This window comes from Chryseobacterium sp. HNCC26DJ240 (assembly GCF_057180485.1).
Window position 1 is genome coordinate 195143 of record NZ_JBXUGK010000002.1, and the last position, 13841, is coordinate 208983.

Below are 13841 nucleotides of genomic sequence, written 5' to 3' on the forward strand. Positions count from 1 at the left end.
ATGGCAAAAACAAAATTAACGAACAAAGAAATTTTAGATCATTCAAAAGCTTTGGCAATATCAGTTCTTGGTGAAGAACAGTTCAAAAAAAATAAAGTTGCTCGAGATGAAATTATGTCTCATTTCAAAACAGGAGCATTGTGGGCAGAAGCACTTATTCATTTTAAAATTAAACTTTCGAAAACCAAAAAATAATGGCACAGATAGTAAACAATAAAAAGCAATTCAAAGTCATAGAAATGAGCATGCCAGAAGTTGCTGCAGTTTTCGGAGGAATGGGAATCTGTGATTGGTGTGGAGAAGCACACTCAAGTGGTTTTTACATCGCAGTCTTAAATCATTGGTATTGTAAGAAAGATTACGAAATGTTTCTTGATCGGGCAAACAATTATGAAGAAGACAGGCCAATCGAAGACTTGAATTTTCAAAGAGTAACAAAACTTTTAAACATTAAATAAAAATGAAAATAAAAATCCAAAACGCTAAAATCAGAAGTCGCTTATTTCTTTCATACGCATATACCGCAAAAGAAAATGAGGTTGAAAACAAAATTAAGCAAGACTCTGATGCTCCAATTCACGATGACCTTGAAAGATCATTTGACAACCTCGTCCCACATTTCATAATTATCACAGAAGAATCTGAAGTTACTGAGAAAATAAGAAATGTAATTACAAGAGATCCCGATGAGGATTTTATTCTTCCGGAAGATATTGAGAAAAAATATAAAGTAACTGGAATCTCAATCACTGGTTCTGAAGACAATGAAGGCGTTGTCATTTCCGGAATGAAGTTTTTGAAAACAGGAAAATCAGTTTCCTTTAGTACTCCTGATAAAAAGTTTGATGATGAAGAGTACGAGTTTTCTCAAGAATTATATGACGCTGTGGAGCATTTGAAGAATGAAGTTCTTGAATACATGGATGGCAAGCATGGAACCAGACATGTTGTAGGGACTTTAAACTTTGATGAAGACGAAGAGGAAGAGTCTTTCCAATTACCTGAGGGTGTAACAGTAAATACAGATTCTGATGAATAAGCTATTTGAAACATCAATCAACAAGAAGGATACATGTCTTACTTATGCTTTGAAAAGAACCGGCATAGAAACAAAAGTTGAGTTTGCAGACGAGTTGGAGAAGGAATTTGACATCATCCCGATTAAGGAAACTAAAATTATTTATGGTGACATCGTAGCCTGGGAGAAGACCAGAAAAACTATTCCGGTAATCACAACAATCAAAGCTCCCGGCGATGAGGGTTTTTCTCAGACAATCGAAAGACATATCAGTATCCGCTTTCATCTCGGAGTGGTTGAAGGTAAATGTATGATATCTGATTTAAGTAGAAGTGCTAATAAGTACTTCGTTCCAACCATCAGAAAGAGACATTTAAGTTTGATTATAGAAGATCCGCAGAAACAATGTCCTTATCCGGACTATGTAATTCGAAAAAAGAATGGGAATCCCAACGCCACCTAAATCAAAATTGAGATATCGTTTTATGCAAGGCTATCTCGATAAGCTTGGTTTGATGACCAATATAGACAAAGTAGGTAGAAAACATTTTGTTTTCTACCTCAACGGTGAAGCGCAAAAAAGTGCTAAGACACGCAGGACATGCAATAAGCAAATAGAAAATATTTTCAATAAAAATTACAATAGCAATGAGTGAATTTAGAGAACTTCAACTAGATAAAATAGATATTGGACCAACCAACCCAAGAACTGAATTTGATACTGAATCCCTTTCAGAATTATCAAAAAGCATTGTAATCCACGGCATTCTTCAGCCCATAATTGTTCGGTACCATCCAGATGAAGCTGCTAAAAATGACGATGTGTTTCAACTCGTGTGTGGTGAGCGTAGGTATAGAGCTTCCATACTTGCAGGATCACAGACCATACCTGCATCAATCAGAGAACTTAATGATGATGAAGTTTTTGAACTACAGATAATTGAAAACCTAGAGAGAAAAGATGTTCATCCAATGGATGAGGCTATTGCTTTCAAAAAGATGCTAGACAGCGGAAAATATACAATAGAAGATATTGCTGCTAAAATAGCGAAGACTCAAACATTTGTTGCTCAGCGATTAAAATTAAATGATCTTATTCCGGAATTAAAAAATGAATTCCTTAAAAATGAATTTGGAGTTGGTCACGCAGTATTGTTATCTCGGATAGGACTCGATCAGCAACAAGAAATCTTTGAAGGCTCTAAAGACAAATGGAATCCAGGGTACGGAACCGTTAGCGAACTTAAACAATCCTTAGAAAGGAGTAACTATGATTTAGACGAAGCTATATTTCCACTTGCTGACAAGCAATTGCTTCCGAAAGCAGGAGCATGTATGAATTGTTCTAAAAATTCATTTGCTAATCCCATCTTATTCCCTGAAGAAAAAGAAGAAAATCTCTGTTTTGATAAATTTTGCTATAAAGAAAAAGAATCAGTTTTCTATTATCAGAAAGTTGATTCTGTTATCAAAGAAAACCCAGGTGTAATATTTATTGATAATTATTATAACTCCAAGGACAAAATAATTGAATCACTCTTAAAAGAAAATGATAAAACTGTCCTGAAAAGTTACTCTGAATACTCAGAAGATGATAGCGGAAATACAGTTGCTTTTCATCTTGATAAATTACACTACGTAAACATCATTTTGAAAGAGGGTGCGAAAATTAAAAATGTTTCTTCAGATCCAAACGAAAATATTAAGAAGGAAATTTCAAGTTTAAAGGACAGAGCCAACCGTGCTCTGGAATTAGATCGAGAGAAAATTTACAAGAGATCCATCGACGAATTGGTAAAAGATGAAACCAAAAGAGAAGTTTTGTTTTCAATGAATCCTCTTTCAGAAAATGAAAAGAAAGCTTTATTCTCTACTTTAATGTCTTATGATAATGAAAAGTGGCTAAAGGAATTAACTGGTGCTAAAGACATAGGTTATTCTATAACTAGAGCAGATTTTATTCGTGAATATTATTCAGACGAATTATTGAACGCTGTTATCCGTAAACACCTAAAAAGAGAACTCGTATCGGAAAGCTTGTTGGATTATAAAAAGCAAGAAAATCCAAGCTTTTATTTTGAAATTCTTAAAGATTACTTCCCAAAAGAAGTAGAGTTATTTACCGACGAGCAGAACGATGTAGCAGCTAAAAGGATTGAAAGATCAGATAAAAAGATAAAGGATCTTGAGAAGATTGTTAAGTCATCTTCTACTGACATCCCTAGTATTTCTGAAGATTTTAAATCATCTGCAGAAGAAACAACACCTGAAGCAAATGACCAAGACGAAGCTGACCATGAGGAAAGGTGCTCTAAATGCTTCAAATCAAATGAAGATTTCCTGGAAGAATTTGGATATCCGGGAATGTTTAAGGATGGAATCTGTCATCCATGTGCCATCAGTGAGAGCAAATAATCATGAAAGATCATCAATTTTTAGAGCTTCTGAAAAGATCATTATCAGAATATTATTTTCCTGATAACAGCGGAAAATGCAAGTCAACTTTAGAAGCTCTCGAATTGATTGAAACATTTAAAAAACAAATCCAACATGAAACTATTAACGATTTTATCACAATTTACAAAGACTTTGTTCCCGACCAGGATGCAAGATACATCACAGCAGATAAGCTTTCCAGAAGATATGAGAATTCTAAATAAACATTGGTAGCATGCAGGTAGTCGAATTTACAAATGAGTTCCATATCAAGACTGATTTCGGTCGCTGGAAGAATTATCACACAGAAAGAATAAAAGCTGTATGTAAAATTATGGAGTGGACTTCCAGTATTTTTAGTGGCGCTTACATCAAGAAACCAGCCGTGGTTGGGAATATTATTCTTTCAAAAGAAGAAATGGAAAAGATCAACACTCCATTTGAACACTCTAAAAACAACACTGAGATTGTTTTTAGAAACTATGTAAGTGTAGCAACTTGGAACTGGGAAAAAAAAGCATGGATCATTCCTGGAGAATTCATCCGCGAGGTTTATGAGATTGGAAAAAAATGCAAAGCTTCACACATTAAAATTGGTGAGCAGCTTCCGGAACAGGTTGATGTTATTCCAACACTTCCGGAACTGGAAGTTAGTATTCCATTAAAGCAGGGAGAAATGAGACCTTACCAAATGCAAGGAGTTGCGAGAGGTCTCCAGCTGAAAAGATTTATCAATGGTGATATGCCCGGACTTGGTAAAACTCTTCAATCAGTCGCCACAGTTGTCGGTGCAGAAATTCAGGGAAACATCACTTTCCCATGTTTGGTAATATGTCCTTCAGCTTTAAAAATTAACTGGAAAAGAGAATTTGAAATGTGGACTGATAAGCAAGCGATGATACTCGATGACAAAGTTAAAAACACTTGGCACCGTTACTGGGAAATGCAGGTTGCAGATGTGTTCATTGTGAACTATGAAAGCTTGAGAAAATTTTTCGTTAAAAAATATCCTAAGAAAGAAGACCTCCAAAGCTCAGCTGATATCATAATGGATGAAAGAATAAACCTTCTTAAATCAATTATTATCGATGAGGTTCACAAGCTTAAAAACAAAGATTCGCAACGAACTAAAATTACTCTTAGAATCACCAAGGGAAAAGAATATGTTGTCGCATTAACCGGAACACCGGTGGTAAACAAACCAATCGACTTATGGACTCAGCTAGCCATCATTTCAAGATTAAAATTATTTGGAGGTCCGGAAGGATTCAAAACGAGATATTGTGAGGGAGGTTCCGGAGCATCGAATCTAAAAGAATTGAATTTCTTACTCAACAAAAACTGTTTTTTCCGCCGGGAAAAGCATGAGGTTTTGAAAGATCTTCCGGCAAAAGTTCGTCAGACAATTTATTCAACTATTACAAATGAAGATGAATACAATAAAGTTGAGAAAGATTTTAAAAAGTATCTCCAAGAAAATGATTTTTCAAATGCAGAGATCCGGAAGAAATTAAAATCAGAAGTCATTGTAAAGATAACAATGCTCCTGCAAATTTCCGCCAAAGGAAAGATTGAAGCTGCCAAAGAATACATTGATGAAATTCTGGATTCCGGAGAAAAGATTGTTGTTTTCTGCAAACATAAAGTTGTTGTTGATGAACTCTGTAAATTATTTCCTCAGGCAGTAAGAGTAACCGGTTCTGAGAATGAAACACAGAAACAAGCTTCAGTTGATTCATTTCAAAAGAATTCTAAAACGAATCTGATCATTGGCTCTCATAAAGCTGCCGGAGTTGGTTTGACTTTGACCGCGAGCTCAGAAGTTTTATTTCTAGAACTACCGTGGACATTTGCCGACTTGGAACAATGTGAAGATAGGTGTCATCGTTTTGGACAACAGAATTCAGTTCGATGTACTTCTTTGCTTGGAGAGAATACTCTTGATAAATGGCTCTACGAATTGATCATGGAGAAAAAGAAAATTGCTGACGCAGTAACCGGCGCTGAAGATATTGTTCCGGTAAGTGTGATTGACAGTATTATGAACGCTTTTAAAAAATAGATTTATTATGAATAAAAAATTTTATTTCAAATCAATCGATGACACTCATTGCTATTCGTTGGAAGATCACCTGACGGAAGCTGCTGATGAAGAATTGAAAGAAGTCACCCTCATAGAAGCTATTCCAGATGATGGCACTGAAGGGTATGTATGGTGTACGCATCATGGAGAGGTGACAGAAAAAAATGAATGCAAAAAAGCATTCTGTCCAAAATATGAGTCAAAAAGCGGACGTGGAGTCTGTTTAAATCGTGGAAAACTTTTTCTGCATGGCAATGAAGAAACTTTTTTAGTAAACAATAAAACCCAAAACAATGGCAGCACCAAAAATTCAGTTTCGTAAAGATTATGAAACGTTCGTTTTACTCACCGGAAACCGCGTGGTAAATAAATTAAAAATAGAAAAGATCAAAAATGACATACAGAACGGTTTAAACCTATTGCCGTACTGTCCAGTGATTGTTTTTGAGAAAGACCAAAAGTTACATATTGTAGATGGCCAGCATCGATTTTTTGTTTCAAAAGATCTTGGACTTCCGGTTTATTACGTGACCTCAGAAGAATTGAACTTACTGCAAATTGCTACAATGAACAGCAAGCAGGACAAGTGGAAAGAAAAGGATTTCCTTAATTGTTACATGGAACTTGGTATTCAGGATTACAAAATTCTAAACGACTTCCTGATTGAATTTAATGTGGGGATTGCAGTTCTGGCAGAGCTATTAATGCATGGAAAATATACTGGTGGAAAAGACACATTAAACTCCTTCAGGGAAGGAAAGTTCAAAGTAAACTCTGAGGAAGACGCTCGTGAACTTCTGGAACTTATCCATAGCCTTTTCGGAAGATATAGATTCTCAGCTGATCGTGATCTTTTTAGAGCTGTTCAAATGATCAGAGAAAAAGATCTTTGTGATTTTGAACTACTTCTTAAGAAGATCAAATCAAACCCAAATTTAATGGACAAGCAGGCCTCTCCAAAGGATTACATCTACAATATTGAAAAAGTATACAATCATCAAGCTACCAATCGAAAGGTAATATTTTAAACATATAAACCAAGATGGAGATTAAGCTATCAGCGAATACAAAACGGTAACAAACCTTATATAGTTATTTATCTGTAGAGCCAAGGAAGCTTAGATTGTCAATATGTTGAAAAAATGCAGCAGCATTTCAAGCGCTACACCTTTTATAAAGTTCTCCACCTTGGACTGTAAATTTATAATAAATAAAATTAATGGAGCAATTCTTCAAAACATTAGAGAACCACGAAAACACAGCATTGTGTTTAGCACTATTCATCCTTATATGCCTTTATGCATTAAGAGGATCTGATAAATAATTTTATTATGGCTAGAAAGATTAAACAGGGACTTGATTATTTCCCATTCGATGTAACATTCTTTTCTGATATTAAAATTAGAAAACTGATCAAATACCAAGGCGGTAAATCAATCTCAATATATGCTTGCCTGCTATGTAATATCTATGAGAATGGGTATTACATTCTGTGGGATGAAGAGCTTCCTTTCATCGTTTCCGAAATTACGGGCTTTGAAGAGGGTTATATACAGGAGGTGATTAAATGCTGCTTAAAAGTAGATCTGTTTGATTCTAAAATATTCGATCAGGAAGGTGTTTTAACATCGCATGGAATTCAAGAACGCTACGATTTAATTTGTCGTCAAGCAAAACGAAAGTCTGAAATAAAAAAATTTAATCTTATTTCTTCGGAAGAAATAGCAATTAATTCGGAAGAAACTAAAGTAAAAACGGAAACAACACCTATAAACTCCGGAAAAAGTACACAAAGTAAAGTAAAGGAAATAAAAGTAAAGGAAATAAAAGTAAATGGAGAAGAAAAGTTTCCACCTCCAACAACTAAAAAATTATTACTCTCAAGACAAATATCAATTGACCAGTGGGCAATGAAGAATAAAGTTTCCGTAGAAAGAATCAAAGAGTGTATTGATGAATTTGCAGATTATAAATCCAGGAATTTAGAAAATCTTAAATGGGAAAATGAAAGCGATATGATTAAAAACTTTGAGTTCTGGTTAAACTCTAATTCAAAACCTAAACCGGAGAAGAATAATTTTAAAAACGTGAACAATGGAAATCCACAACGAAAACTCTACAGAGGATAAAAATAATCCACCGAGAAAGACGGCGATACTTGAAATGCTTTTGAAAGTTAAACCTGATCATCATCTCGTTCAGAAATATAATCAACAAACTGCTGAATATGAGAAAAATTTAAATGATCAGATTCATGCATTAGAACTTAAAAGTGATTCAAAGATTGTACTTCCGGAACTTAAAGAAATTGATTTTAAAAGTTTATATTCAAGATTTTTGGAAGCTTTTGAATTCTTCAATGGAAAAAAGTTTGATGAGGAAGTTAACAATGGCGAAGGAAAACTTCTGGCAGGAACAATTTGTCTTTATCTCCTTGGCAAAAAGTCATTTTTGAAAAGCCCCTTGATAAATAAAGAAATCTCCAAACCAGACCTCAGTAAGGGAATTATGATGATAGGCGGAAAAGGCATCGGGAAAACCTCAATAATGAAAACTTTCAACGAAATGTTTTTCTATGCCGGAAGCTATGATCTGACAGTAGAAGATGTTGAAGGAACTCATCAGAAATTAAAACGATATAAGTTAGGATTTGGATATTTTACAGCTGATGAGGTTGTTGATGCTTACGAACTTTGCTCAAATGACCTTGATAAAAAAGCGTTCAATAAAAAATATGCGTTCGGATTTAAATATTTTGATGATATCATGGCAGAAGAGATGGCCAGCAATTTTGGAAAGCGTGACATTTTCCGTAAAATGTTTGAGAAAAGATATGCAAATAAAGCCAAAACAATGATTAGTATTAATTACGTTGATGAGCAGGATGGCATCCAAAAGGATATTGATAAAACACTTAATGCTTTTGGGAATCGTTACGGGGATAGAGTTTTTGACAGGCTTTTTGAGCAATACAACGTAATTGAACTAAAAGGTGAAAGCTTAAGAAAATGAGTTGGAGCAAAGCAATTTTACAAAAACTTGAAAAAGAAGGCAAAATAAAAAATGTCCTCTTTCCCGAAGAACCAAAGAATAAAATTGAAATTCCGAAGGAAATCGGACCATATAAACTTCATATTGCATCAGTTTTGGAACGTTCCGGCTTAAAGTTCGTCACAGAATTAGCTTTTGATTCAGAACGAAAGTTCCGGTTCGACTGGGCAATTGAAGAATTAAACCTAGCCATTGAATACGAAGGTATCTTTTCAGAGAAATCCGGACACACTACCGTCACGGGGTACTCAAAGGATGTTGTCAAATATAATTTAGCAACAAAGAAAGGTTGGAAGATACTGAGGTACACCGCTAAAAACTACTTAGATCTCGAAACTGACTTGAACGAAATAAAAAATTTTCAAAAATAAGAGGGTATTTTATTCATCCTTTTTCTATATTTTTGTGTCGGATATGTCCTATAAAATTATGGTTACAGAAATTAAATCTAAGATTCTAAAGACCGAATCGATCAAATGGAAGGAGCTGGAGTTTATCCAGGATGCAGACTTTAAAGAATGGATTCTCAATGGTGATGAAAAATTGTTGAGGTCATTGCTCAAATATCAGTTCGTTGATCCTTTCAAAGTTTGGAAAAATGATGGTAAAATATATTGCTTGGATGGTAAACATCGAACTATTGATCTTCAGCAACTAATCAAGCAAGGCATTCAGGTTCCGGAAGATCTTCCGGCTATTTTTCTTGATTGCGAAAATTTGGAAGAAGCTGCAGAACTTGTTTTGGTTTATTCATCTGCTTACGCTCAAATTACGAAAACTGGATTATTAAACTTCACTGAAAAATACGAGATTGATCTTCCAAAATTTGAAGCATTCAATTTGCCATCCTTCGATTTATTAACTCTCAGTGATTTGTTTAATCCAGAAGCAGTTGAAAAGTTAGAGCATCCAAACCTTTCAGATAGTTTCGTCATAGTTCCATTTAGCATCCTTGACACCAGAACCGCCCAGTGGATGCAAAGAAAAAAGCAATGGTTAAAGTTAGGTTTCAACTCTCAAGAAACTCGAGAAGATGTTGAACTAATTGCAAAATCCGGACAATCGTCGCCAATCTACGAACTAAGAAATAAGATGCGAGTTGCATTAGGTCGCGATCCGGAATGGGATGAAATCATTGCTCAGGCAAAAGATAAAGGACTTTACGTATTTGAAGGTGCAAGTATTTTTGATCCTGTTTTATGTGAATTAGCTTACAGGTGGTTTTGCAATGAGAATGCAAGAATATTAGATCCGTTCGCCGGTGGTTCCGTTCGGGGAATAGTTGCCGGAATGCTTGGGTTTAATTACTTGGGAATTGATTTGCGAGGTGATCAGGTAGAAGCAAACCGGAAGCAGGCGAATTTACTAGACGTGGACGGCGTTGAGTGGGTTGCTGGTGATTCAGATAAAGTTCTTGATGATTTGGATTATTCTTGCGATTTCATTTTTTCATGCCCTCCTTATGCCTATCTCGAAAAGTACTCCAATGATCCTGATGACCTCAGCAATATGAAGTATGAGGACTTTTTAGTTAAATATCGAAACATCATTTCAAAGTCTGTAGATAATCTAAAAGATAATTCTTTTGCTTGTTTTGTAGTTGGCGATATCAGAGATAAGAAAGATGGAACTTACAAGAATTTTGTTTCAGATACTATCCAGGCTTTTATTGATTCCGGAATGAAGCTTTACAATGAAATGATTTTAATAAATCAAATTGGAAGCATGGCAATCAGATTGCGAAAACAATTTAACACCGGAAGAAAGTGTGGTAAGATTCATCAGAATGTTTTGATTTTCTACAAGGGAGACACTTCTAAAATAAAGGAAAATTTCAGCGAACTTAACTTAGAAATTGACTTGGATAACCTCTTAAGTCAACCTAATATTGCTCTGTAATTCAACAGCAATTACAGGTCTTATGCTGTATTTTTTCCATGCTTGGTTTTTTGAGCCGGTTTTTGACCTTAAAACAAAACCCCTGAAAAAATTGTAAGGTTGCCTAACGGTAACCTTACCGGTTTCATTTAAAACAAAGTAATTTTGAGCAAAAATTTTGCAATGAGTTACGAAATACTAAGAAATATGAAAGATAATATCATCGATTATTTAATGGAAGAAGTTGAGCGGAATCGTTCAGCTTTAGAAACTTTCGAGAAAAGTGTCATTCAGGATTCAGATCCGGAACTAAGAAGATTGAGAGAAGTTGAAGCAATCAAACTTCGAACTGAAATCAATAAAGGTCTTCGTGATGTAGCAGTCATTAAGAAAATGTTTCCAAATAATTAAAAATGCCACGGGAAAATAAGGTTACCAAAATAATGAAAGAGCAGCGAATATTCACTGTTCAAGGTTGGTTGATTGATGCAGTACCGAATTCATTGATCATTAAACAAATCATAAACAATTGGGATCTTTCCCGACGTCAAGCAGTTCGTTATCTTGATGAGGCTTTCAAAGAATGGAATACTGAAACCGCAGCAACGGTTGAAGAAAAAAGGCAAACACGGATTGCTTGGTTGCAAAATGAGATTCGTTCATTAGATTCAAAGTTTAAAAATACACCTCAGGGAAAAAGAACACTATTGGCATTTGCAAAAGAGATTTCAAAACTTGAAGCTTTGTATCCTGCAAAAAAAATATCTGTCGAAGGAGGAGATCCAGACAAGCCAGTGAAGTTAACTCATACTTTACAGGCCATTGAAATAGTAAGAATAACTAATGAAGATAAAGCTTGAGGTTTTACCTCATCAGGAAGATTTCATCTTTTCCACCGCTAAACACACCGGATTAATTGGTGGTTATGGTAGTGGGAAATCTTACGCTGGAGTACTTAAAACAGTTCTTGCAAAATTAAAATATCCAGGAATAAATGTTGCCTACTACTTACCGACTTACGGGCTGATCCGTGATATTGCTTTTCCTAAATTTTCAGAACTACTTACTAAATTCAATATTGAGTTTAAACTTAATCGATCAGATAAAGAAATCATAACTCCTTACGGTACTATAATTTTACGATCAATGGATAATCCAGCATCAATAGTTGGTTATGAAGTTGGTTATTCTCTTGTTGATGAAACAGATATTTTGCCGACAGTAAAAATGTCTGAAGTTTTCGCAATGGTTACCGGAAGAAACAGATCTGTTTTACCAAATGATGATTTTAACTGTACAGATGTGGTTGGAACTCCGGAAGGATTCAAATGGGCTTACAATTTTTTCGTAAGAGAAAAAGGTGAGAGCCGTGTTATTATCCGGGCGAAAACAAAAGACAATCCTTTTCTTCCTCCGGAATACATCAAAACACTGGAAGCAATTTATTCACCTCAGCAGCTGGAAGCATATTTAAGTGGAGAATTTGTAAATCTTACTGCTGGGAATGTTTATCGAAACTATGATCGGATCAAAAATGGAACTCAACGGATCGTTGAAAAAAGTGATGTTTTACATGTCGGAATGGATTTTAACATTACAAAAATGAACGCTGTAATTCATGTAATGGATAATCAGTTTAAATATGCCGTCGATGAAATTGCTAATGCCTACGACACTCAAGAAGTTTGCGAATTATTGAAAGAAAAATATAATGGATTTAAAATAATAATTTATCCTGATGCTGCCGGAAGTGCAAGAAACACTAGCGGAAAATCGGATCACGATATCATCAGAAAATATGGTTATATCATTCGAGCGCCAAATAAAAATCCATTCGTAAAAGACAGAGTAAACGCGGTTAATAAAGCCTTCAGTGATAGTGACGGTGTTCGCTCATACTTAGTAAATGATGAACAATGTCCTACCTATGCTGAAGCTTTAGAAAGGCAAACTTATAAAAATGGCGAACCAGATAAATCATCTGGTTATGATCATATTACTGAAGCCGGAGGATATTTTATTTATAATCAAAAAGCAACAAAAGTATCTTATAAAATTTCTTAAAAATATTTTAATGCCATTTAAAATATAATATCTATATTTGTCAAAAGGTTGCATAATATACACCCTTTTGTTTATGAAATTATTCTGGAAAAAGAAAAAGCCAATTGAAATACCGGTTGATGATCAGTCAAAAATTGATTTCTCAACGGTCTCTCATAAGGACTTTGAAAGAATGATAAAATACGGAAAGCCTTCAGACACCATAGGACAATACAAAAGCAAAGCGTTCATTGAACTTCCTTACGGTGTTGTCAAAAAAGATTTACCACTTCTACAAAAGCAGGGACGTGATCAAGAAGCTATCGAATTGCTTCTTGAATGTCAATTTGAAAAGGTTGATATTTCTAAAGTCTCCGGAAACGAATATTTATGTTTCCTTCTTTGGGTAAAAGAACAACGAGAATTCATCAATAACATTGAAATTAATAATCTTTCATCAATTCCGAAGCCTGAACTTATGGCAGCAGGAATTCAAAGGTTAGATGAATTTGGAAGCTATGTAACAATTGACAGTTTATCATCAGGTAACATTCTCAATCATAGCAAAATCGAAAAGCTTCCGTATTACAAGGTCTACGAAAAATTAAAGCTTGATAAGATCCAAAGAGAAATTGAAGAAGCTTATGCTGAGATTATAAAAAATAAAAAATAGGGGCAACTGATCGATGAATAACTCCTGGCACCACATCCCGAATGGTTGGAATAGACACAGTAAGATTGCATAAGAGATTCGATCAGTTGATGTTTTACTTCTTTCTTTTAAATCTTACAAGGGCATTGAAAAAGGGGTTCATTACCGAACCCCGAATCATTGGAGGACGTTGATTTTTTTATTTGAATAAACCTAAAGTGTTCATGTGTCTTTTGAGATTATCATACTTATTTGTTGTTTTAATTTCTGAACCATTAATCATTTTTAAGATTGCAAAACCATTTACATCTTGAGAAATGCTGATGACATTTTGAAAATTAATTGCAGTAAGTGATCCCTGGAACATTTGAATTTCAATAAACATAGTTTTTAATTTTAAGGTTAATCTCAAATGTAGGAATAATTTAAGAAACGAATTTAATTTTCATATTAATATTTTGTGATTTGGTGGAACGGTTTCCACATTTTTTGGAAACCGTTTTTTTTGTCAAGTTGCCCGAGAGGAAAGGGAGTTGGTTGCAACCCAAATGTCCAGCGGTTCGAATCCGTTACTTGACTCTATACAGATTAGCTACAGGAAATTGCGTCTGTATTGTGATTCTCATGTTTAATTTGAGTTTTCATGGTTATTAGTTTTAACCCGGCTGGAATATTCCGGT

At 34.7% G+C, this 13841-nt stretch carries 18 protein-coding genes and 1 tRNA gene; 18 read left to right on the top strand and 1 reads right to left on the bottom strand.

Going from position 1 to position 13841, the window contains the following annotated elements:
- From AC2A1G_RS03995 to AC2A1G_RS04075, 17 genes are all read left to right on the top strand, one after another.
- Positions 1–195, top strand: a complete 195-nt coding sequence (locus AC2A1G_RS03995; protein ID WP_484045665.1) for a hypothetical protein — start codon at positions 1–3, stop codon at positions 193–195.
- Positions 195–458, top strand: coding sequence for a hypothetical protein (locus tag AC2A1G_RS04000; RefSeq protein WP_484045666.1), 264 nt, complete (start codon positions 195–197; stop codon positions 456–458). Before AC2A1G_RS03995 ends, AC2A1G_RS04000 begins: the two co-directional genes overlap by 1 nt.
- Positions 459–460: 2 nt before the next feature.
- Positions 461–1039, top strand: a complete 579-nt coding sequence (locus tag AC2A1G_RS04005; RefSeq protein ID WP_484045667.1) for a hypothetical protein — start codon at positions 461–463, stop codon at positions 1037–1039.
- A complete protein-coding gene (locus AC2A1G_RS04010) occupies positions 1032–1481 on the top strand; it encodes a hypothetical protein (RefSeq protein WP_484045668.1) in 450 nt (149 codons plus the stop codon). Before AC2A1G_RS04005 ends, AC2A1G_RS04010 begins: the two co-directional genes overlap by 8 nt.
- A 185-nt stretch (positions 1482–1666) precedes the next feature.
- Positions 1667–3433 (top strand): ParB/RepB/Spo0J family partition protein, encoded by a 1767-nt coding sequence (locus AC2A1G_RS04015; protein WP_484045669.1) that lies wholly within the window; start codon positions 1667–1669, stop codon positions 3431–3433.
- Positions 3434–3435: 2 nt separating this feature from the next.
- Positions 3436–3678 carry a hypothetical protein gene (locus tag AC2A1G_RS04020; RefSeq protein ID WP_484045670.1) on the top strand — a complete coding sequence of 81 codons (243 nt, stop codon included), beginning with the start codon at positions 3436–3438 and terminating at the stop codon, positions 3676–3678.
- A gap of 11 nt (positions 3679–3689) precedes the next feature.
- Positions 3690–5516 carry a DEAD/DEAH box helicase gene (locus tag AC2A1G_RS04025; RefSeq protein WP_484045671.1) on the top strand — a complete coding sequence of 609 codons (1827 nt, stop codon included), beginning with the start codon at positions 3690–3692 and terminating at the stop codon, positions 5514–5516.
- Positions 5517–5523: 7 nt separating this feature from the next.
- Entirely contained in the window at positions 5524–5859 is a 336-nt protein-coding gene (locus AC2A1G_RS04030; RefSeq protein ID WP_484045672.1) for a hypothetical protein, read from the top strand.
- The gene (locus AC2A1G_RS04035) at positions 5831–6565 is read left to right on the top strand and encodes a hypothetical protein (RefSeq protein ID WP_484045673.1); all 735 of its coding nucleotides are present in this window, start codon (positions 5831–5833) and stop codon (positions 6563–6565) included. Before AC2A1G_RS04030 ends, AC2A1G_RS04035 begins: the two co-directional genes overlap by 29 nt.
- Positions 6566–6868: 303 nt before the next feature.
- Positions 6869–7666, top strand: coding sequence for a DUF4373 domain-containing protein (locus AC2A1G_RS04040; RefSeq protein ID WP_484045674.1), 798 nt, complete (start codon positions 6869–6871; stop codon positions 7664–7666).
- Positions 7632–8549: a hypothetical protein gene (locus tag AC2A1G_RS04045; RefSeq protein ID WP_484045675.1), complete on the top strand. Its 918-nt coding sequence runs from the start codon at positions 7632–7634 to the stop codon at positions 8547–8549. Before AC2A1G_RS04040 ends, AC2A1G_RS04045 begins: the two co-directional genes overlap by 35 nt.
- Positions 8546–8959, top strand: coding sequence for a hypothetical protein (locus tag AC2A1G_RS04050; RefSeq protein ID WP_484045676.1), 414 nt, complete (start codon positions 8546–8548; stop codon positions 8957–8959). Before AC2A1G_RS04045 ends, AC2A1G_RS04050 begins: the two co-directional genes overlap by 4 nt.
- Before the next feature lie 58 nt (positions 8960–9017).
- A complete protein-coding gene (locus tag AC2A1G_RS04055; protein WP_484045677.1) occupies positions 9018–10487 on the top strand; it encodes a class I SAM-dependent methyltransferase in 1470 nt (489 codons plus the stop codon).
- Positions 10488–10649: 162 nt separating this feature from the next.
- A complete protein-coding gene (locus AC2A1G_RS04060) occupies positions 10650–10877 on the top strand; it encodes a hypothetical protein (protein WP_484045678.1) in 228 nt (75 codons plus the stop codon).
- 32 nt (positions 10878–10909) lie between these two features.
- Complete coding sequence (locus tag AC2A1G_RS04065; RefSeq protein ID WP_484045679.1) at positions 10910–11326, top strand: hypothetical protein; 417 nt, start codon at positions 10910–10912, stop codon at positions 11324–11326.
- Positions 11310–12530 carry a phage terminase large subunit gene (locus AC2A1G_RS04070; protein ID WP_484045680.1) on the top strand — a complete coding sequence of 407 codons (1221 nt, stop codon included), beginning with the start codon at positions 11310–11312 and terminating at the stop codon, positions 12528–12530. Before AC2A1G_RS04065 ends, AC2A1G_RS04070 begins: the two co-directional genes overlap by 17 nt.
- 73 nt (positions 12531–12603) lie before the next feature.
- The gene (locus AC2A1G_RS04075; protein ID WP_484045681.1) at positions 12604–13182 is read left to right on the top strand and encodes a hypothetical protein; all 579 of its coding nucleotides are present in this window, start codon (positions 12604–12606) and stop codon (positions 13180–13182) included.
- A gap of 178 nt (positions 13183–13360) precedes the next feature.
- On the opposite strand, the gene AC2A1G_RS04080 is transcribed toward AC2A1G_RS04075, so the two are convergent.
- Positions 13361–13546, bottom strand: coding sequence for a hypothetical protein (locus AC2A1G_RS04080; RefSeq protein WP_484045682.1), 186 nt, complete (start codon positions 13544–13546; stop codon positions 13361–13363).
- Positions 13547–13668: 122 nt separating this feature from the next.
- On the opposite strand from AC2A1G_RS04080, the gene AC2A1G_RS04085 reads away from it, so the two are divergent.
- Positions 13669–13740 (top strand) — tRNA-Cys (locus AC2A1G_RS04085).
- The last annotated feature ends 101 nt before the right edge of the window (positions 13741–13841 follow it).

Excerpts from the sequence above, each read along its gene's own strand:
- AC2A1G_RS03995 (WP_484045665.1), top strand. The coding sequence starts at position 1 with ATGGCAAAAACAAAATTAACGAACAAAGAAATTTTAGATCATTCAAAA.
- AC2A1G_RS04000 (WP_484045666.1), top strand. The coding sequence starts at position 195 with ATGGCACAGATAGTAAACAATAAAAAGCAATTCAAAGTCATAGAAATG.
- AC2A1G_RS04005 (WP_484045667.1), top strand. The coding sequence starts at position 461 with ATGAAAATAAAAATCCAAAACGCTAAAATCAGAAGTCGCTTATTTCTT.
- AC2A1G_RS04010 (WP_484045668.1), top strand. The coding sequence starts at position 1,032 with ATGAATAAGCTATTTGAAACATCAATCAACAAGAAGGATACATGTCTT.
- AC2A1G_RS04015 (WP_484045669.1), top strand. The coding sequence starts at position 1,667 with ATGAGTGAATTTAGAGAACTTCAACTAGATAAAATAGATATTGGACCA.
- AC2A1G_RS04020 (WP_484045670.1), top strand. The coding sequence starts at position 3,436 with ATGAAAGATCATCAATTTTTAGAGCTTCTGAAAAGATCATTATCAGAA.
- AC2A1G_RS04025 (WP_484045671.1), top strand. The coding sequence starts at position 3,690 with ATGCAGGTAGTCGAATTTACAAATGAGTTCCATATCAAGACTGATTTC.
- AC2A1G_RS04030 (WP_484045672.1), top strand. The coding sequence starts at position 5,524 with ATGAATAAAAAATTTTATTTCAAATCAATCGATGACACTCATTGCTAT.
- AC2A1G_RS04035 (WP_484045673.1), top strand. The coding sequence starts at position 5,831 with ATGGCAGCACCAAAAATTCAGTTTCGTAAAGATTATGAAACGTTCGTT.
- AC2A1G_RS04040 (WP_484045674.1), top strand. The coding sequence starts at position 6,869 with ATGGCTAGAAAGATTAAACAGGGACTTGATTATTTCCCATTCGATGTA.
- AC2A1G_RS04045 (WP_484045675.1), top strand. The coding sequence starts at position 7,632 with ATGGAAATCCACAACGAAAACTCTACAGAGGATAAAAATAATCCACCG.
- AC2A1G_RS04050 (WP_484045676.1), top strand. The coding sequence starts at position 8,546 with ATGAGTTGGAGCAAAGCAATTTTACAAAAACTTGAAAAAGAAGGCAAA.
- AC2A1G_RS04055 (WP_484045677.1), top strand. The coding sequence starts at position 9,018 with ATGGTTACAGAAATTAAATCTAAGATTCTAAAGACCGAATCGATCAAA.
- AC2A1G_RS04060 (WP_484045678.1), top strand. The coding sequence starts at position 10,650 with ATGAGTTACGAAATACTAAGAAATATGAAAGATAATATCATCGATTAT.
- AC2A1G_RS04065 (WP_484045679.1), top strand. The coding sequence starts at position 10,910 with ATGAAAGAGCAGCGAATATTCACTGTTCAAGGTTGGTTGATTGATGCA.
- AC2A1G_RS04070 (WP_484045680.1), top strand. The coding sequence starts at position 11,310 with ATGAAGATAAAGCTTGAGGTTTTACCTCATCAGGAAGATTTCATCTTT.
- AC2A1G_RS04075 (WP_484045681.1), top strand. The coding sequence starts at position 12,604 with ATGAAATTATTCTGGAAAAAGAAAAAGCCAATTGAAATACCGGTTGAT.
- AC2A1G_RS04080 (WP_484045682.1), bottom strand. The coding sequence starts at position 13,546 with ATGTTTATTGAAATTCAAATGTTCCAGGGATCACTTACTGCAATTAAT.